The organism is Streptomyces chartreusis NRRL 3882, from assembly GCF_900236475.1.
GTDB classification, from domain to species: domain Bacteria; phylum Actinomycetota; class Actinomycetes; order Streptomycetales; family Streptomycetaceae; genus Streptomyces; species Streptomyces chartreusis_D.
In genome coordinates this window covers 8269468-8286866 of the sequence record NZ_LT963352.1, presented here as the reverse complement: position 1 = coordinate 8286866, position 17399 = coordinate 8269468, and the positions used below count along the sequence as shown (strand labels likewise).

Annotated in this window: 18 protein-coding genes; 10 read left to right on the top strand and 8 right to left on the bottom strand. The window is 70.2% G+C overall.

Annotated features, from left to right (window positions below):
• Positions 1–11: 11 nt before the first annotated feature.
• The 3 genes from SCNRRL3882_RS37350 to SCNRRL3882_RS37340 all read right to left on the bottom strand — a co-directional run bounded on the left by SCNRRL3882_RS37350 (position 12) and on the right by SCNRRL3882_RS37340 (position 1768).
• Complete coding sequence (locus SCNRRL3882_RS37350; RefSeq protein WP_010040837.1) at positions 12–542, bottom strand: EF-hand domain-containing protein; 531 nt, start codon at positions 540–542, stop codon at positions 12–14.
• A 103-nt stretch (positions 543–645) separates the two neighbouring features.
• Positions 646–1050 carry a hypothetical protein gene (locus SCNRRL3882_RS37345; RefSeq protein ID WP_010040839.1) on the bottom strand — a complete coding sequence of 135 codons (405 nt, stop codon included), beginning with the start codon at positions 1048–1050 and terminating at the stop codon, positions 646–648.
• 178 nt (positions 1051–1228) lie between these two features.
• Positions 1229–1768, bottom strand: a complete 540-nt coding sequence (locus SCNRRL3882_RS37340; protein WP_010040842.1) for an EF-hand domain-containing protein — start codon at positions 1766–1768, stop codon at positions 1229–1231.
• A 587-nt stretch (positions 1769–2355) separates the two neighbouring features.
• Here SCNRRL3882_RS37340 and SCNRRL3882_RS37335 point away from each other — a divergent pair.
• The 8 genes from SCNRRL3882_RS37335 to SCNRRL3882_RS37300 all read left to right on the top strand — a co-directional run bounded on the left by SCNRRL3882_RS37335 (position 2356) and on the right by SCNRRL3882_RS37300 (position 10063).
• Positions 2356–3387 (top strand): Gfo/Idh/MocA family oxidoreductase, encoded by a 1032-nt coding sequence (locus SCNRRL3882_RS37335; RefSeq protein ID WP_010040845.1) that lies wholly within the window; start codon positions 2356–2358, stop codon positions 3385–3387.
• Positions 3377–4354 carry a sugar phosphate isomerase/epimerase family protein gene (locus tag SCNRRL3882_RS37330; protein WP_010040847.1) on the top strand — a complete coding sequence of 326 codons (978 nt, stop codon included), beginning with the start codon at positions 3377–3379 and terminating at the stop codon, positions 4352–4354. The genes SCNRRL3882_RS37335 and SCNRRL3882_RS37330 overlap by 11 nt, the downstream gene beginning before the upstream one ends.
• Before the next feature lie 64 nt (positions 4355–4418).
• Positions 4419–5783 (top strand): M20/M25/M40 family metallo-hydrolase, encoded by a 1365-nt coding sequence (locus SCNRRL3882_RS37325; protein ID WP_010040849.1) that lies wholly within the window; start codon positions 4419–4421, stop codon positions 5781–5783.
• On the top strand, positions 5780–7009 hold the full coding sequence (locus SCNRRL3882_RS37320) for an Ldh family oxidoreductase (RefSeq protein WP_010040851.1): 1230 nt from the start codon (positions 5780–5782) through the stop codon (positions 7007–7009). Before SCNRRL3882_RS37325 ends, SCNRRL3882_RS37320 begins: the two co-directional genes overlap by 4 nt.
• A complete protein-coding gene (locus tag SCNRRL3882_RS37315; RefSeq protein WP_010040854.1) occupies positions 7006–7950 on the top strand; it encodes a Gfo/Idh/MocA family protein in 945 nt (314 codons plus the stop codon). The genes SCNRRL3882_RS37320 and SCNRRL3882_RS37315 overlap by 4 nt, the downstream gene beginning before the upstream one ends.
• Complete coding sequence (locus SCNRRL3882_RS37310) at positions 7947–8372, top strand: DUF6917 domain-containing protein (protein ID WP_010040857.1); 426 nt, start codon at positions 7947–7949, stop codon at positions 8370–8372. The genes SCNRRL3882_RS37315 and SCNRRL3882_RS37310 overlap by 4 nt, the downstream gene beginning before the upstream one ends.
• A 514-nt stretch (positions 8373–8886) precedes the next feature.
• Positions 8887–9432: an RICIN domain-containing protein gene (locus tag SCNRRL3882_RS37305; protein WP_010040858.1), complete on the top strand. Its 546-nt coding sequence runs from the start codon at positions 8887–8889 to the stop codon at positions 9430–9432.
• An 82-nt stretch (positions 9433–9514) separates the two neighbouring features.
• Complete coding sequence (locus SCNRRL3882_RS37300; RefSeq protein ID WP_010040859.1) at positions 9515–10063, top strand: RICIN domain-containing protein; 549 nt, start codon at positions 9515–9517, stop codon at positions 10061–10063.
• An 11-nt stretch (positions 10064–10074) separates the two neighbouring features.
• Here SCNRRL3882_RS37300 and SCNRRL3882_RS37295 read toward each other — a convergent pair whose 3' ends face one another.
• Entirely contained in the window at positions 10075–11319 is a 1245-nt protein-coding gene (locus SCNRRL3882_RS37295) for an acyltransferase family protein (RefSeq protein ID WP_267880841.1), read from the bottom strand.
• A gap of 440 nt (positions 11320–11759) precedes the next feature.
• On the opposite strand from SCNRRL3882_RS37295, the gene SCNRRL3882_RS37290 reads away from it, so the two are divergent.
• Entirely contained in the window at positions 11760–12347 is a 588-nt protein-coding gene (locus SCNRRL3882_RS37290) for an RICIN domain-containing protein (RefSeq protein ID WP_010040863.1), read from the top strand.
• Positions 12348–12662: 315 nt separating this feature from the next.
• A complete protein-coding gene (locus SCNRRL3882_RS37285; protein ID WP_010040866.1) occupies positions 12663–13616 on the top strand; it encodes an aminoglycoside phosphotransferase family protein in 954 nt (317 codons plus the stop codon).
• A gap of 303 nt (positions 13617–13919) precedes the next feature.
• Here the strand turns inward: SCNRRL3882_RS37285 and SCNRRL3882_RS37280 are convergent, their stop codons facing one another.
• From SCNRRL3882_RS37280 to SCNRRL3882_RS37260, 4 genes are all read right to left on the bottom strand, one after another.
• Positions 13920–14213, bottom strand: a complete 294-nt coding sequence (locus SCNRRL3882_RS37280; protein ID WP_010040868.1) for a DUF1330 domain-containing protein — start codon at positions 14211–14213, stop codon at positions 13920–13922.
• A gap of 33 nt (positions 14214–14246) precedes the next feature.
• Positions 14247–15680, bottom strand: a complete 1434-nt coding sequence (locus SCNRRL3882_RS37275; protein WP_010040870.1) for an MFS transporter — start codon at positions 15678–15680, stop codon at positions 14247–14249.
• Positions 15677–16039, bottom strand: a complete 363-nt coding sequence (locus SCNRRL3882_RS37270; RefSeq protein ID WP_010040872.1) for a MarR family transcriptional regulator — start codon at positions 16037–16039, stop codon at positions 15677–15679. The genes SCNRRL3882_RS37275 and SCNRRL3882_RS37270 overlap by 4 nt, the downstream gene beginning before the upstream one ends.
• A 426-nt stretch (positions 16040–16465) precedes the next feature.
• Positions 16466–16954 (bottom strand): GNAT family N-acetyltransferase, encoded by a 489-nt coding sequence (locus SCNRRL3882_RS37260; protein WP_010040874.1) that lies wholly within the window; start codon positions 16952–16954, stop codon positions 16466–16468.
• Positions 16955–17399: the final 445 nt, after the last annotated feature.

Here is a 17399-nt window from a genome sequence, read left to right as displayed (position 1 = left end):
TCGCGGACGGGTCAGAGCAGGGAGAACTCCAGCTCACCGGAGTGGTAGCGGTGTACGGCCGCGATCAGCTCGTCGACGGACAACTGGCCGTCGCCGTCCGTGTCGATCAGCTTGAACGCCGTGCCCGCCGTGGACTCGTTGCTGCCGATGGCCACGATCCAGCGCTGGAACTCCTGCGGGCTGACGTGACCGTCACCGTCGGTGTCGCACAGGTCGGCGATCGCGCTGATCGTCGGACGCAGCACCTGGTCGAAACCGGCCTGCCCGCGGTCGAGCACCTGCTCCCCTGCCACGGCGCTGAACTGGTCGAAGCCCAGTGCACCGTCGTGGCCGACTCCGGCCTGTCCCGCGAGGTGATCCCACATACCGAGGTACGCGTCGGTGAGGGCCCGGCCCTTCGGGGAACTCTCGGTTTCCCCGAATGCGAGCAGAATGCGCTTTGCCTCGCCTTCCCAGTCACTGCGATCGATGGTGCCGTCGCCGTTCTTGTCCCACATGTCGAAACGGCGACGCAGCCGCTGCTCCTGTACGGAAGTGCTCACGCTTCTTCCTTTCGTCTTCCTTTTGGGGACCTGCGCTTCAGATAGTTTCCTGAACTGGTTTCGCCAACCCACTCTTACGAGTGAGAAGAAAGGGGCGGGGCATTTATATGCCCGCACCATCACTTCGCCGACTCAGCAAAACCACCATCCCCGCCACGATGATCGGGGTGACTTGGGAGATGAGTTGACCGACCACGTCCACGGTCTCGAAGCGCCCGAGATGCGCCACGTGGAATATCAGGTGCGGAATCGTGAAGGTGAGGCAGCCGAAGGCCGCCGCCCGCACCAGAGACCGCTCGGGACGAACAGCGGCCCACAGCAGAACCGTCGTCAGGCCGAGCGACAGAGCACCCAGATCACGCAGGAGGTGTTCGTTGTAAGGGGGGAATTTGGTCACCCACGCGAAAGCCGGGAGAGGAAACGCGTCGTGGAACGATCGAGGCGCGCACAGAGCCCACGCGCCGGGCACCCCCTGCCCCAGGGCCAGCAGCACCAGCGCGGCGCGCACCCGGAGGCGCCCGGTCTCCGGCGCCGGTCCCGCCGACGCGGCCCGTCGGCCGGTTCCGCGGGCCTCGGCGGCGGACAGGGGCCCGCCCTCGGCACCCGCGGGACTCATCAGTGTCCGCGGGCGGGGGCCCGCTCCGAGCCGCCCTCCTGCGGAGCGGTCGCCGCCGTGGGTCCGCGCGTCAGACACCCAGGAGCGGGGCGTCGAGCTCACCCGCGTGGTACTTGCCCACTGCGGCTACGAGTTCGTCGACGGACAGCCGCCCGTTTCCGTCGGTGTCCACCTGGCGGAACGCCTCGTCCGCGTCGATCCGGTCGCTGCCGATGGCCCCGAGCCACTTCCGGAACTCCTGCGGATCGACCTGCCCGTCGCCGTCGATGTCGCACAGGTCGACCATCGCGCGGATGCTGGGCCGGAGCACGGCGCTGAAGCCGACGGCGCCCTTGCTCAGCATCTGCGCGTCGGCGATCTCGACGAACTGCTCGACCGTCAGGGCCTCACCGGCGTCGCGGCCGGCCTGTTGCATCATGTAGTCCCACATGTGCGGGTACGCGTGCAGCAGCGCCTGCGCCTTGGGGGAGTTCTCCTCTTCACCGAAGGCCTCGACGATGCGCCGGGCCTCCGCCTCCAGGTCGCCGCGCTCGATACGCCCGTCCCCGTCCGTGTCGTACAGCGCGAAGCGCTGCCGGAGCCGCTCGGCCTGGGCGGTCTTGTTGGACATCTCACTCCTCGTCGTCGAAAAACTGCGGAGAAATCCGCCTGTCTCGCACTCGGAACCGCGGGAATCCGAAAAGGATGCTTTTTCGGATTGCTCGAGGGTGATTCAGCCTCGCTGCAAGATACATGAGTACTAGCAGCCTTCCGGGCCTGTCAACGGAGATAAGTGCCCCGGAAGAGCGCAGAAACATTTCTTCCGCTCACCGATCACCGCGCCACGGCCGATTGTTTTCGTCCACGGGTTCGGCCTCGAGGCCGGAGTCGCCAGCCTGAGCCGCATCGACCGGTCCGGCCGGACGCCAGAGCCATCTCCGCCGTGAATTTCAGCCATCCTGCCGTGGGACTCGGAAAGGGCGCCCCCGCGCACTGCGGGCCACCATCGGATACGATGCGCCGAGGCCGTGACAATCCTTTCTCCGCGCATTCCGTGAGGACTTCAGCGCGCGTTTCAGGGACGGACGGGATGGGTATGCAGAAGAATTTCGATTCCATTCTCCAGCCTGCGCCCGGTGCGCCCGACGTCGCATTCGCACGCGAAATCATACCGGTGTGCGACTTTCGGAAAGACTGCGCGAAAAAAGGGGTCGAGCCGTGCTGTACACGTTGATCGTCGGCCTGGGCCGCTCGGGCCTGGGGCTGCATGTGCCGGTGCTGTCGCGCGCCCGCTCGCAAGTCCTCGGCACCTTCGCCGATCACCCCATCGTGGGAGTGGATCCGGGCAACACCGCCCGTGCCGAGCAGCGGGATCTGCTGATCGCCGATTCCCTGCGCCGGGCGCGCGATCTTCTGGACCCGGCGCGGACCGTCGTCCATCTGTGCACTCCCCCCGCCGTGCGCGCCGAGGTGCTCCGCGAGGTGGCCGCGCTCGGGTTCTCGCGGATCCTCATGGAGAAGCCGCTGGCCGGTGACCTGGACACGCTGCGGTGCGTCCTGCGGCTCGCGCGGGAACAGGAGCTGCGCCTGTCCGTGGTGGCGCCCTGGCTGCACAGCACGCTGACCCGGCGTCTCGTCCACCTGGTGGGCAACCGGGGGCTCGGCGCTGTTCGTGCCGTGTCCGTCACCCAGCACAAGCCCCGGTTCCGGCGCTCCCTGAGCACCAGCAGTCACACGTCCGCCTTCGACGTGGAAGCGCCGCACGCGGTGGGTCTCCTCCTGCGCCTGCTCGGTGACGCGCAGTTGCGCGGCGCGCACTGCGCCGACCTGCGCGTGGGACCGACGACGGTGCCGGACATGGGTGGTGCCCACCTCGAACTGCTGCACACGGGTGGGATCCGCAGCACGGTGCTGTCCGACCTGTCCGCACCGGTGCGTCAGCGGCGGATCGTCCTCGGCATGGACGACGGAAGCGTCGTCGGGCACTACGCGGTCGGCCAGGACGACGACTTCGCACAGTTGGAGATCACACGTGACGGCCGCACGACCCGCGAGGTCTTCCGTGACGACTCCCTCACGGCATGTCTGACCCATGCCTATCGCGGCTACGCCGAGGGCGGCGACGGGGCCGGCGACCTCGGCCTGCACGTGCGGACGGTGGAGCTGCTCGACGAGGCGAAACGACTGGCGGCCCTGTCTCCCACCCGCGCCCCGCACCCTCGCAAGGAGGCACTGTCGCATGGGCGTTGACCTGTCCGGAGCGGGCTCCGGGGAGTCCGGGCGCGGCGTGACCGAGGACTCCCCCAGCCCCCCGCACCCCCCGAGCGGACGGGCGGCTCCCGGTATCCGGTTCGCGGGCATCGGGGACGAGGCCGCCGCGGATCTCACCGGGCAACTGGACGCGTTGCGCCGACTCGGCTGGACGGCGATCGAGTTGCGGACCGTCGACGGTGTCGCGGTCGCCGACCTGGACGACCGGGCCTTCGCCGCCGTGGCCGACCGGATCGGGGCAGCCGGTCTCGACGTCGTCTGCGTCGATTCCCGGATCGCCAACTGGAGCCGCCCGATCACCGGGCCCTTCGAGGACGACGTGCGGGAGCTGCGGCGGCTGGCCCGGCGGTGCGCCACCCTGGGCACCCGGTTCGTCCGGGTGATGTCCTACCCCAACTCCGGCCTGCACGAGGAGGAGTGGGGCAGGCGGGCGCTGGACCGGATGGCCCGGTTGGTCCGGCAGGCCGAGCAGGAGGGACTGGTGCTGCTGCACGAGAACTGCAGCGGTTGGGCCGGCACCCGGGCCGACCGGATGCGGGAGCTCATCGACCGCGCCGGCGGACCCGCGCTGCGGCTGCTGTTCGACATCGGCAACGGAGTGCCGTACGGCTACGACGCCCGCGCGCTGCTGGACGAGATCATCGACCACGTCGCTCACGTGCACGTCAAGGACGCCCGGACCGGACCGGACGGCCAGGTCAGGTACACAATGCCGGGCGACGGGGAGTCCGCCGTGCGCTCCTGCCTCAGGGCCCTCGCCGACCACGGTTACACCGGGGCCTGGTCCATCGAACCGCACACCCATCTGCAACCGCACCAGGGCCAGGACACCACCGGCGCTGACGGTGTCGCGGCGTTCGTCCGCTACGGGCGGTGCCTGGAACGGCTCGTGCGGCAGGAAACCCTCTCCGACCGGGCTCCCGCCGGCGGGGGGCGGCATGGTTGACGTCCCGGCCCGGCCCCCTGTCCCGGCCGGATCCGCCGCCCACTCGCCTCCCGCGGCTTTGCCGGTGCCCGCCCGGCTGACACCGGCCGATCACGACCTGCTGCTCGACCTGCTCGGCACTCCCACGGCAGGCCCCCTGGAGACCGGCCCCGACGGTCCCGCCGTGCGCCTCTGGGAGGCCGGCCGGGCCTATGCGGTCGCCGCCGCGACACTCGGTCTTAGGGTGCTGCACCACGCCCCGCCGGATCCGGCAGCGCTGCGCCGGGACGACGTGCCGCTCACGGTCCGGGAGGCGGCCCTCGACGAGACGTTCCTGGTTCGGCAGCCCAGCCTGGTGCTGCGCCTCGGCCCCGAACTCCCGCGGCAGGACACGGTGATGTTCAACGTCCACCTGGACACGGTGGCCGGCTGGTGGCCGGCCCGTTTCGACGGCCGGCGTTTCACCGGCCGGGGAGCGGTCGACGCCAAGGGCCCCGCCGTCGCCCTGCTCGCCGGCATCCGGGCCGCTCGCGCCGTTGAACCGGCCCTGGGCAGCCGGGTCGGTGTGCTCGTCCAGGCAGTCGCCGGGGAAGAAGGCGGTGCCATGGGTACGTTCGGCACCAGGCCGCTGGTGGAGGACGGGTTCACCGGCGGGCTGAACCTGTTCTGCGAGCCCACCGGGCACCGCTTCCTGCCGCGTTCGACAGCCTCCATGACGGCTGTGGTCCGCGTCGAGGGCGAGGACGCCGTGGACGACCGCCCCGCGGCCGGTCACAACGCGACCGTGCTGCTCGGGCACATCAGCCACTACCTGGCCCGAGCCCTGCCACCGCGGATCGGCGACGGCAGGGTGTGCGTGGCCGGCCTGCACACCGGCGAACGGCACAACCGGGTCTACGGCACCGGCCGCCTGCTGCTCAACCTCTCCTACGGATCCCGGTCGGCCGGCCGGGCCGCCGAGGCCGCGCTGGAGCAGACGCTGCGCGAAGCACTCGCCGACTTCTCCTCCGGGGTCGCCGGCACCCCCGACCTGGCCAGGACGGCCGCCGACGCGACACGGATCACCTCCCTGCACTGGCACAAGCGCGGCCTGCCCGCGCTGGACGGCCGAGGCCGCGCGCCGTGGGCCGAGGAACTGCTGGAACGACACGCGGGCCTGGTGCGCTGGCCCGACGAGGAGCCGGCCTTCACCTGCGACGCGATCTGGATGGCGGACGTACCCGACAGCTACACGGCGGTCTTCGGCCCCGGCGACCTGGACACCAACCACGCGCACGCCGCCGGCGAGTACGTCGACCTGGACGACCTGGACCGCTACGCCGACGAGATCGCCCGCGTTCTCGTCGCCCGGGTCCGCCACGGGCCGCCCGGCGACGGTGCCGGCGAACCATCTGACGCCCACTCAGCTGCCGTGCCCGGCGCGGCCGCGGACAGGATCGCTCCTCGATGACCTCGACGGTTTCCACCACCTCCACAGCGTCAGCGGACGCAAAAGCCACGGCTGCCACGCCGCCCCGTTCCGGGCCGTACGCCGTCCCGCCCGAGGCCTCCGCCACTACCGGCGACGTCGCCGTCCGGGTGCCTTACCCGGACCTCCTGGCGTTCGTGACGCAGGTCTTCTGCGCCAGGGGACTGCCCGAGGACCGAGCGGGGGCCGCCGCAGAGGCACTGTGCCACGGCGACCTGACGGGCTTCACCAGTCACGGCGTCACCAACCTCATCCGGCTCTATCTGCCCCTGCTCGACTCGGGCCGCTGCGACCCGCGCGCGGAGCCGCGCGTCGTCACCGACCGCGGTGCCTCGGTGCTCCTCGACGCCCGCCGGGCGCTCGGTCTGTGGGCCGCCACCGAGGCGATGGACCTGGCGGTCGAACGCGCCCGCCGGTACGGAGTCGGCATGGTGTCGGTGCGGGGAGCCACACACTTCGGCTGCGCGGGTCACCACGCCCTGCGCGCGGTACGGCACCACATGGTGGGCCTGGTCACGGCCAACTGCGGCCGGCAGCGGATCGTCCGCCCGGTCGGCGGACGCTCCCCCATGCTGGGCACGAACCCGCTCGCGCTGGCCGCCCCGGCCGGCGACCGGCCGGCGTTCGTCCTGGACATGGCCACCACGGTCGCCCCCACCGGCAGGGTCCGGGCCGCCGCACGCGCCGGGCAGAGCGTGCCCGCGGGCTGGCTCCAGGACGACGACGGCGCGCCGGTGACCGACCCTGCCGCCTTCGACCGCGGCCAGGCACACCTGCGCTGGCTCGGTGGCGACCCGGACACCGGCGCCTACAAGGGCTTCGGGCTCGGTCTGCTGGTCGAGGTACTGTCCGCACTCGTCCCCGGAGCCGGAATCGGCCCACAGGAGGAAACGGCGGAGCCGGCCGGCCCGGACGACGACATCGGCTGTTTCCTGCTGGCCGTCGCCCCCGGGCGCCTCAGGCCCGAGGCGGAGTTCCGCACCGACGCGGCCGGCTTGTTCGGTGCCCTCCTCGGCTGCCCACCGGTCCGAGCGGACGAACCGGTGCGCTATCCCGGCTGTCCGGAGGACGCCCGCTCCAGGGAGCGGCGCGCTCACGGCGTCCCGCTGGAGCCGGTCCTGCACCGGGAGATGCTCGATCTGGCCCGGAGCAGCGGTCTCAGCTTCCCGGAACCCGTCCCACCGACGGCGGCGGGGAGCCCGGCATGACACTTCCGCGCATCGGCCTCATCGGACTCGGTGTCATCTCCCGCTTCTACCTGGCCGCGTTCGAAAGCACCGCGTGTGCGCGGCTGGTGGCGGTCTGCGACCCCGACGAGAACCGGCTCGCCGCCGCACCGCCCCACGTACCGCGTTACCGGGACCACCGCGAGCTGCTGCGGGCCACGGACCTGGACGCCGTGGTGGTCAAAGTGCCGAACGACCTGCACTACCCGGTGTGCAGGGACGCGTTGGCGGCCGGGCGCGCGGTGTGCGTGGAGAAGCCGCTCGCCACGCGTGCGCACGACGGCCGCCATCTCGCGCGGCTCTCGCGGCGGAACGGCACCGTACTGTTCACCTCCTTCCACCGCCGCTACAACAGGGAGGTCGACGCGCTCCGCCGGCGCATCGCCTCCGGCGCCCCGATCGTGTCGCTGACGGTGCGCTACGAGGAGACGATCGAGGAACACGCCGGCCGGGACCGCTGGTATCTCGACCCGGAGCGCTGCGGGGGCGGCTGTGTCGCCGACAACGGGCCCAACGCGTTCGATCTCGTTCGCCTGTTCCTGGGCGACGTACGGGTGACCGAGGCCACCGTGCACCGAGATGCGCGCGGCGTCGACCGGCAGGCTCAGGTGCTGCTGACCGCCCCGTCCGGCGCGGCGTCCCGGGTGGTGCTCGACTGGTCGCGTCCCGGCGAGCGCAAGACGGTCGGGGTGCGGCTCGCCGACGGGACCGTCGACCAGGCCGACATGCTCGCGGGCCATCCGGAGTTCAAGGGCTCCCTCTGGCACGAATACGCAGGCGTGCTGCGGGACTTCACCGACGTCCTGGCCGGCCGCCGCCCGAACTGCCCCGACGGTCTGGCCGCCCTGGAACTGGTGGCCGCCACATACGCGTGCGACGGCCTCGCTCGCCCCCACCCCCGACAGGAGGTACGCCACCCATGACACCCGGAGAGGACGGTGCCAAGCGCGCCGTGCACGGGCGGCTGGTGAAGGTCCTCACCCACCGGCGTGACGACCGGGGGATGACTCTGGAAGGGTTCGCCAGCCGGTGTGTCCGCCGTGGAGAGGTGCACGAGTTGGTGACCACGGACCACACGGAGACATCCGGCGGCGCCCGGATCGACCGGGTCGGATTCCTGGGCTTCGTGGAGATCGGATGCGCCGGCGTCATCGACCGGGGCGACGAGGTCTGGGCCGGCGGGCGCATGGTGGGGACGGTCCTGGGATTCGACGCCTGCCATTTCCCGAACCACTACAACATCCTCATCACAGCGCCCGAACGCCTCACCGGCCCGCAGCTCGGACTCGCCCCCGAAGCGGAGGTCAGGTTCGAGCAGCGCGCTCACGTGCCGCCCCTGCCGTAAACCTGGCCCATGCCCACAAGCCTCGCGCACAACTCGTTCGGCAGTTCGATGCACGCGCGACATGCCCTCGTCAAGCATGCCCTTTCAGTCGAAAAATACTGACGATCTGGCGCTCTCCCCGACGGCCTGATTGAGTACCCCTCGTGACACCAGCAGCACCAACCGTCACACCACACAGGGGAGTCGCGGAGCGCTCGCGCAGCGACTGAAACACGGGGGAACGTCATGCGCACCACACATGCGGGGTTCCGCTGCGCCGGACCGGCCGATCAGGGCCGGGCCATGGCCCACTGAGCTCACCGACCGACCGGGCTCCGACCTGTGCGCCGACCGGGCGCGATCCGGGCCTCGCGAACCAGCCGACCGACCCGTTGGAGGTCGGCGCCGCCCCCGCTGCCCAAGCCCCGCGGCGACGGGGCGCTCTCCTCTGACTTCACTCCGGATGCCGAGCCCGGCGCGACCTTTGTGTCGGCCGTGGCACACCACCGGGCCCTCACACACCAGGAGAAATGTCATGCGCGCAACACGCACCCGCACCGCCGTCGCGAGTCTGCTGGCCGGAGCACTCCTGGCCGCGGCCGGCCCGGCCGTCGCCCACGCCCAGTCGCCGCAGAGCAGTGACCCGGCGCCCCAGAAGATCGCCGTGAGCACCGCTCGGCTCGTGAACCTCAAGTCCGGAAAGGCACTGCAGGCCGTGAGCACCGCCAACGGCGCCAAGGTCGTTCAGCAGCCCACGACCAGTGGCCAGTCACTGCAGATCTGGGAGGTGTACCTCTTCGGCGACTACTACACCTTCGAGAACCAGGCGGCGGGGCGGAACCTCGGCATCAACGGCGCGAGCACCTCCGCCGGTGCGGCGGCCATCATCGCGACTCCGTCCAGCGACATCAACCAGGACTGGTTCGCGGATTGGAACGGCTACGGCGGGGAGTACTTCGCCATGGTGAACCGCAAGAGCGGCCTGTGCCTGGGCATCTCGGGTGCCAGCACCGCCAACGGCGCGCAGGCCGCCCAGTTCCCCTGCGACGACTCGGCCAACCAGGGCTGGGCGATGCACTAGAGCAGGTACGGGCGTTCCGTCCCCCTCGAACTGACTGGCCACTCTCACCACTGAACCCCCCACGAGCACAGGGAGTCATGCCATGCTCGCAACACGAAGGAGCGCCGCCGTCGCGGCCCTGCTGGCCGGAGCGCTGCTGGCGGCAGCCGGCCCGGCGATCGCCCACACTCCGTCGCAGCAGAGCGACGACCCGACGCCGAGACGTGCCCTCGCCACCATCAAGATCAAGAACCTCAAGTCCGGGAAGTACCTGCAGGCCGTGAGCTCCGCCAACGGGGCCAAGGTCGTGCAGCGATCCGGCAACGACAGCTTTCTGCAGCTCTGGGAGACCGTCCTTTCGGAGGGCGGCACCGTCTACAGCTGGGAGAACTGGCAGTCGAAGCTGAACCTCGGCATCGACCGCGCCAGCACTTCGGCGGGCGCGGCGGCCATCACGGCGACTCCGTCCGGCGACCTCAACCAGGACTGGTACAAGGACTGGGGCGTCTATGACGGGACGTACTACGCGATGAAGAACCGCAAGAGCGGCCTGTGCCTGGGCATCTCGGGCGCCAGCACCGCCGACGGCGCGGCCGCCGCCCAGTTCCCGTGCGACGGCTCCGCCAACCAGGGCTGGGTCACGATCTCGTAGCGACCGCCAGATCATGGTGGCGAGGTCCCGGACCGTTTCGGTCCGGGACCTCCGTTGCTCCCTGGCGGCACGGACTCCCGCCCCGGCCGCCGAACGCGCCGCGCCACCTTTCGCCCCACCGCCTGCCCCGGTGCCTCGATGTAACGGTAGGTCATTACGCACAGGGGCAACAGCACGGCGTAGAAGGCCAGTTCGAGCAACGGCTTGTTCTCCCGCCAGCGGCCGATCGTGCCGTCGGTGACCGCCAGCAGGACCGGATGCACCAAGTAGACCGAGTAGCTGATCGTCCCGAGCCACATCAGTGGGCGCGGTATCAGACGCCGGCGAACCGCCAGCCCGACGCCGAACGTGAGCACGGCCAGGAGGAACGACAGGATCCAGGCGCGCCGCGTGAAGTGGGACCCGTCGCCGTAGGCGTAGGCCGCCCCTACCGCGCAGGCCACCACGACGACCGCGGTGCAAGCCGCATACCTCCAGGTGCTCTCACCGCTCTCGGCTCGGTACACGGCGGTGCCCAGGAACATGACGGCAAGAATCACCAGTCCCTCCCACATGGGGACCGTGCTGTTGAAGGCGACCAGCACGAGCCCCAGCACCCCGCCCAGCACGCCCCCCGACACCCGTAGCGCGGCTGATGTGCCGCTCGCACAGCAGATGGCGACCACCATGGCGATCGCGGCGACGGCTACCAGCGGGCCGGTTCCGACCGCGTCGGTGAGAGCGGACACGGGCAGTGCACTCGCCACGGTCACGCTCACTGCGGCCAGCACGGCCAGGGTCACGGCGACCGGCGCCGACCGCTGGTGAAGCCGCAGTGAGAAGAGAGCCACCACCAGCAGGTAGAAGGCCATCTCGTACGAGAGTGTCCACAGGACGAGCAGGAGGTTGGGCGTTCCCAGCAGTTCCTGGAGCAACGTGACATGGGCGGCGGCCACCGTGGCGAAGCTCTGCCCGTCGAAGTCACGGATCTGCGCGACCCCCACCACGTTGGCGACAAGGACCGCGGCGACGACGGCCGCCCACAGCGGATAGATGCGGAAGACGCGTCCGATCCAGAAGGTCCGGACACAGCCCCGCCGTTCGAGCGAGGCGGGGATGATGTAACCGCTCACGAGGAAGAACACCATGATGCCGTACCTACTGGTGTTGAATTCCGGCATCAACTCGGCCCGGAATTCCGCCATGAAGGCGTACGACGAGTGGTCGAACACCACGACGAGCGCCGCGATACCGCGCAACGCGTCCAGCCAGCCCAGCCGCGCTGGATCCGCCGGCGTCCGAGGTGCGGGTGATCGTTGCGGTGCAGAGGGTAACGGCCGCAGCGCAGGCTCGACGCGGTGGGAGGCTTCCATACCCGTCTTCACGTGCGGCGCCCCGCCCATGTTCATCTGTATGCCGATCATTCTTCGGCCCACCCGGTCCCCACGCGTCGGCATGTCAGCCGTCGGCCGGAATTGGCCCTGCTGAAAATCGAGCATCGAATTTCCGCCAAGGGCCGGAAGGCGGGTTGGGATGTCGGGCCCTGTTCGGGGCGGGAAGACCCTTCACCTGGTGCTGATCTGAACGCCTGCATGTCGTGTGCCATCCGTCAAGAAAGTGCTTTCAGTCGATTATTCGAACGATCTAGCGATTCATTTGTACCTCTGATTGAGTACTCGCGGTCACCCCAGTAACACCAATCGTGAGGAGAAGTCTCATGCGCACATCGCGTACCAGGAACACCGTCGCGGCCGTTGCCATCGGAGCGTTGATGGCGGTCGCCAGCCCGGCGATCGCTTCCGCACAGTCGCCGAGCGACTCCTGGTCCCCGAACCCGCTACAGCTGTCGACCCTCGACGCACGGGCAGCAGCAGCCCCGATCGTCGGGCTCAGGAACGCGAAGTCCGGTAAGTTCCTGCAGCCGACGGGCAACAGCACGGCGAACGGCGCCAGAGTCGTCCAGCAGCCCGGAAACGACCAGAACTCCTCCCAGTACTGGGACATGATCCAGGACGGCGACTTCTTCAGCTTCGAGAACGGACGCTCGGGCAAGAACCTGGGCATCGACGGCGCCAGCACCGCCAACGGCGCGGCGGCGATCATCGCGAATGGGTCCGGCGACGCCAATCAGGACTGGGTGATCATTCCCGTTTCGGGCGGGCCGACGGACGATGCCAGGCTACAGAACCGCAAGAGCGGCAAGTGCCTGGGCATTTCGGGCGCCAGCACCGCCAACGGCGCACAGGCTGCCCAGTTCACGTGCGACGGGTCGGAGAACCAGCGCTGGATCCTCGACCTGCTGTGATCGAGCGGCCCGCCCCGGCTGTCCGGTCAGAGCGCGAGCCACTCCCCTTGTAACAGCCCGCCAGCACGGCAACTCAGCACAAGGGTTGAAGAGTTGCCCTGCGACAGTCGCACGGTAGGCAGCTGCCATCGGAGGTCCCGGCCCGTGGGGTCCGGGACCTCCGGTGCTCCGGGCATGAATCCGGCGCCCTCGCCTGCGTCGCCGTCGACGGCCAGGGTGCGGCCGTCGGGGCCGGCGGCGAGGGTCCGGGGTGCGGGCGAGGCGCGGCACGAATACCTCCAGTGAGGTCCGTGCGGCTGCTGGTCTAATACGCGGATGGAGAACCTCCCGAACGCGGAAGCCCCACTCTCCGACCCATGGCTCGCATACTTCGCCGACCGCGGGCACACGGGTGTCCGCCGTATCGGCGCTGGTGTCGAGGGCGTCGTTTACAGGCTGGGCGAGGGCCGGGCCGCCAAGGTGTGGAGCGGTCGGCCGCCAGCCGACTTCGATCTCGTCCGCCAGGTATACGCGGACCTTGCGCAGCATCCGCTGCCGTTCTCCACCCCGGAGATCTTCGACGTCGAGTACCAGGAGGACGTCCTGGTGACGTACGAGCGTGAGCTGCCCGGAGACCCGATGCGGGTCGACTCCGCGCACACGGCCCATGAGCGCGAGCTGCCCACCCAGCAGAGCGACGCGTTGATCGCCGTTCTGCGCGGTCTTGCCGCCGTGCCGGGCACCGACGCCATGCGCCAGTTGACCGTCCAGGGTGACGACCGTCCACTGTGGCGGGATCACGACTGCTTCCGCGACGCGCTCGCGGCCCTGGCCGCCCGGGCCGCAGCCCGGCACGGTGCCGCCCTGGCTGCCTACGTGCCGGACTTCGAGGCGGGAGTTGAACGCACGCTGAAGGCACTGCGCTCGCTCCCCGACGCCCCGGTGACAGCGATCCATGGCGACCTCGTCCCGCCCAACATCCACATCGACGCGACCGGCCGGCCCGTCGCGGTGCTTGACTTCGGCTTCTACACGACCGCGGGCGATCCGGCCTTCGAGGCCGCCGTCGCCGCCGCCATCTGGGACATGTACGGGCCGCACGCCGAGGAGCACACTGCGGAACTCACCAGGCTGTTCGCCCGCGAACTCGGGTATGCGCCAGCGACCCTCACCGCCTATCAGGCCGCATACGCCCTCACGACCTACGACCTTTTCGGCCTGGACGACCGTGACGGGCACTTCCGGTGGTGCACGGAACAGCTACGCCGCAACGCCGTGTTCAGCGCCTGACGTGGGCGTCCGTCAGAGCCACTCGGTGATGGCAGCGACGAGGACGGTCGCCTCGTAGCGGAACGCCGGCTTGTCGTATCCCGTGGCGATGATCCGTCCCGCCCCGAACTCCCGGGCAAGCTGGTGTCAGAACTGGTTGCGCTGGCGCCCCACACCGCTGTGACCACTCGGTGACCGAACGCAGGGCCTCGCGGGCGTCGTGGCCGAGCGGGGTGAGGGTGTAGCTGCCGTTGCACAGCACCTCGGCGAGTCGAGCTTCTTGGAGCTCTGTGCGCCTTCAGTGAAGATCCGACTGGACCTCGGTCATTCGATGCCTTCGACGATGCGGAAGTCGCGTTCGACGCCGTCGGAGAGGGCGACCAGCGCCTCCTGGTAGGCCGCACTCTCGTGCACCGCGACGGCCTGCTCGAAGCTGTCGAACTCGACCAGGACGGTGCGCTCGGCGATTCCGGCGTCATGCGCCACGACCCGACCGCCACGGACGAAGGTCCGACCACCCCCGGCCTCGACGGCCAGGCGGGCCAGCTTGTTGTAAGCAGCCAGCTTTTCAGGATCTGAAATGGTGCGGTAGACGCTGACCCAGTAGCCCTTGGGCATGGAACCTCCAGTGTGGGGATGAGTGCATCTGCCTTAAGGGTTGGTCTCGGACGAGCGTCGGCGGGCGAGAGCGAGGCTTGTCAGCGTCGTGATCGCCATGGCGCCGATGCCGACCAGCGCCGCGGTGGTGTAGGCGCTGTCGTCGGGGAAGAGGTGGCCGGGGCCGGTGCCCGCGGCGAGGATCAGGCCGCCGATGGCGCTGCCCAGGGAGTATCCGACGCTGCGGACGACGTAGTTGAAGCTCATGGCGCTCGACGTCTCGCTCTTGGGGGTGACGGCCAGGATGACGCCGGGCATCGCGGCCGAGAAGCCGCCGACTCCGAAGCCGAGCACGCCCATCGCCGCGAACAGTTCGGCCAGGTCCGACCGGGCCGCCGCGAACAGGGCGAACCCGCCGCCGACCACGACGGCGCTGCCCGCCAGGAGCAGGGGGTCGGCGACCCGCTTCCGGACCCGCGGCGTGAGCTTGCCGGCGACGAACCCCAGCGCCGAGAACGGGATGAGGACCAGCCCGGCGACGAAGGTCGTCAGCCCGAAGCCGTAGCCGGCGCCGTGCGGCGTCTGCGCGTACCGGGTGATGAGCGTCAGCAGGAGGTACATGCCGATCCCGCCGACGAACATGGCGAGGTTCGCCCCGGCGACCGCCGGATGCCGCACCGCCCGCACATCGACCAGGGGTGTCGTGCTGCGCAACTCGACGACGGCCCAGACGCAGAGCAGTACCACCGCGACGGCGGCGAGGCCCGCCGCCACGGCGAGGTGCCGGCTCCACAGATTCCGTTCGCCGGCGAGGAACAGCACCAGGAGCAGCGCAGCGGCCAGGACGACCGCGCCTGCCACGTCCACGTGGGCGGAGCGGCCTTCGGGGGCTTCGGGCATGGAGCGCCACGCGGTCAGGAGGGCGGCGGCGGTGACGACCAGGCCGAGGCCGTAGGCGGCCCGTACCCCGCCGAGTTCGGCGAGCAGTGCGGCCAGCGGGTAGCCGACACCGGCCCCGATGATCGAGACCACCGAGATCAGGGCGACCACGGCCGCGCTGCGCTCCTCGGGGAGGTGGTCCCGGGCCACGCCCATCATCAGCGCCGTCAGCCCGAGCCCGATGCCCTGGGCCGCCCTGCCGGCCAGCAGCCACGCGAACGGCAGCGGCAGCACGGTGAGCGCGCTGCCGGCGACGACGACCGCCAGCGTGGCGAGGATCGTGGCCCGCCGGTGCGGGCCGGCTCCGAGCCGGCCCAGGACCGGCGTGGCGACGGCGCCGCTGAGCAGCGCGACGGTCAGCGTCCACTGCGCGCTGTCGAGCGAGACGTGGAACGAGGTCGCCACGCTGGTGATGAGGGGCGTCCCGAGGCTGGCGACCGCCGCCACGACCAGAGCGATGAACATCAGGGCGGGGACCAGCAGCCGCGCCTCGGAACGCGCCACCGGGAACGCCTTCACCGCGGCCCCGCCGACCGGCTGCCCGGTCACTGCTTCGGCGCTTCGCGGTCCTGGCTTTCGAGCTCTGCCAGATGCTTCAGCGCCGGAAGGGCCGCCACCAGCGCCTCGATCTCGTCGCCGGTGAGCTCGCCGATCAACCGCTCGAACGCGTGGACGCCCGCCTGGCGCCGCGTCCGGACATAGGAGGCGCCGGCCTCGGTCAGGCACACCAGCGTGACCCGCTTGTCGGACGCGTCGCCCCGCCTCTCGACCAGGCCGGACTGCTCCATCACCCGGACCAGGGCGGTCATCGCGGGCTGGGTGACGCCCTCGACCGCGGCCAGATCGGTGATGCGCCGGGGGCCGGTCCGGTCCAGGGTGGCCAGGGTCGCGGCGGACGTCAGGCTCATGTCCCGGGGCAGGCGTCTCACGGCCCTGGTGGCCAGGCCGTAGAGGGCTGCCCCGATGGCGGCGGACGCGCCAGGAGCGGTGTCTTGACGACTCACGCTCGAAGCATAGCATTTTTATATTCACAGTTTATGGACTGGCCGGCTGGCGCGGGCGGCCTCGATCCGCACCCGCGACGGCGGCCGGCCATCGCGCTCGGTGCGCGGCCGGAACCTGCCGCGACCGTCGACCAGGAAGTGCTCGTCCAGTCCCCCCTGCTTCGGGCAGGATCCGTTTGAAGACGGACCCTAGGTGCAGCTTGGTGGTGAACCCGCCGCGCGAGCGTCCCAGCCCGTGATCGCGGGGCTCGACGAGGACACCGCCCGGTGGTTCCTTCTACAGGTCACCTTGCTTGCGGGCCTCGGCTGCATGCGAACCGGCACACCGTGTCATTCCGGAAAGATACGAAACTCGAATTCGGGACGGTCCCACGGCACTGCGGGCGGGTTCGCGAACACGGTCCCCGTCCGCACCGCACCGACGCGGTGGTAGAAGTCCTCGGCGGGAAGGTGCGACACGACCTTGACACGGTCGAGCCCGGCGGCGCGGGCCTCGGACTGCATGTGGGCGACGAGCAGCCGCCCAATACCCCGTCCCTGCACCTCGTCGGCGACGAACAGCAGGTCGAGCTCCGGCGGAGCGAGGACGAGCGAGTAGAACCCGAGGACCCGGCCGCCATACTCGTCGGCGCCGACGGCCACGAAGGCGCGGTGGGCCTCGATGTAATCAGGACCGACCCGGTAACCCGCGACTGCGGCTGCGTACTTACCCTCATAGGCGCCTGAGCCACGCACGAGCCGTGTGAGCCGTTTGGCATCCCGCGCGACGGCCCTCCGTATCGTGATCGGCTGGCCGATCAGGGAAGTGCGTGAACTCATCGGGTGAGTATTTCGCACCGTGGGGTGCCTTCGTCCGGCGGGTCGGCTGCTCGGCAGGGGTTCGCCCGTCGACGGGGTGGCCCGCCACACTGCTCACCACGACGAGGCTGGCGCCCCGGGCGGCGAGAGGAGGCTGCCGCTGCCCTGCACCGTGCCGTTCATGGACCAGCTGTGGCCCAACGCCAAGGTCCAGCAGCGAGTCGGCACGTGCGGCCGTCGGCCGGGTCCGCGTCTGGGGGGATGTGGTCGGGTGCCGGGGTCGGACCCCGGACCAGCTTCGTGGGTAACGTTTCCCGAAGGGTGTGACCAAACCTTGGAGAGCGTCCCGCATGGCGTCAAGAGGGCCGCATGCTGCGCAGCTGTTGCGGATGACCCGGTTTCGATCCGCGATGTCGACACGGGACGATCACGCCGCCGCCTTACTGAACCGTGGCCGGATCCGTAC

What these genes read in the sequence shown, in the direction of transcription:
- SCNRRL3882_RS37285 (WP_010040866.1), top strand. Translation starts at nt 12,663, where the DNA reads ATGGAGAACCTCCCGAACGCGGAAGCCCCACTCTCCGACCCATGGCTC.
- SCNRRL3882_RS37310 (WP_010040857.1), top strand. Translation starts at nt 7,947, where the DNA reads ATGACACCCGGAGAGGACGGTGCCAAGCGCGCCGTGCACGGGCGGCTG.
- SCNRRL3882_RS37260 (WP_010040874.1), bottom strand. Translation starts at nt 16,954, where the DNA reads ATGAGTTCACGCACTTCCCTGATCGGCCAGCCGATCACGATACGGAGG.
- SCNRRL3882_RS37315 (WP_010040854.1), top strand. Translation starts at nt 7,006, where the DNA reads ATGACACTTCCGCGCATCGGCCTCATCGGACTCGGTGTCATCTCCCGC.
- SCNRRL3882_RS37270 (WP_010040872.1), bottom strand. Translation starts at nt 16,039, where the DNA reads ATGAGCCTGACGTCCGCCGCGACCCTGGCCACCCTGGACCGGACCGGC.
- SCNRRL3882_RS37290 (WP_010040863.1), top strand. Translation starts at nt 11,760, where the DNA reads ATGCGCACATCGCGTACCAGGAACACCGTCGCGGCCGTTGCCATCGGA.
- SCNRRL3882_RS37340 (WP_010040842.1), bottom strand. Translation starts at nt 1,768, where the DNA reads ATGTCCAACAAGACCGCCCAGGCCGAGCGGCTCCGGCAGCGCTTCGCG.
- SCNRRL3882_RS37330 (WP_010040847.1), top strand. Translation starts at nt 3,377, where the DNA reads ATGGGCGTTGACCTGTCCGGAGCGGGCTCCGGGGAGTCCGGGCGCGGC.
- SCNRRL3882_RS37305 (WP_010040858.1), top strand. Translation starts at nt 8,887, where the DNA reads ATGCGCGCAACACGCACCCGCACCGCCGTCGCGAGTCTGCTGGCCGGA.
- SCNRRL3882_RS37280 (WP_010040868.1), bottom strand. Translation starts at nt 14,213, where the DNA reads ATGCCCAAGGGCTACTGGGTCAGCGTCTACCGCACCATTTCAGATCCT.
- SCNRRL3882_RS37320 (WP_010040851.1), top strand. Translation starts at nt 5,780, where the DNA reads ATGACCTCGACGGTTTCCACCACCTCCACAGCGTCAGCGGACGCAAAA.
- SCNRRL3882_RS37300 (WP_010040859.1), top strand. Translation starts at nt 9,515, where the DNA reads ATGCTCGCAACACGAAGGAGCGCCGCCGTCGCGGCCCTGCTGGCCGGA.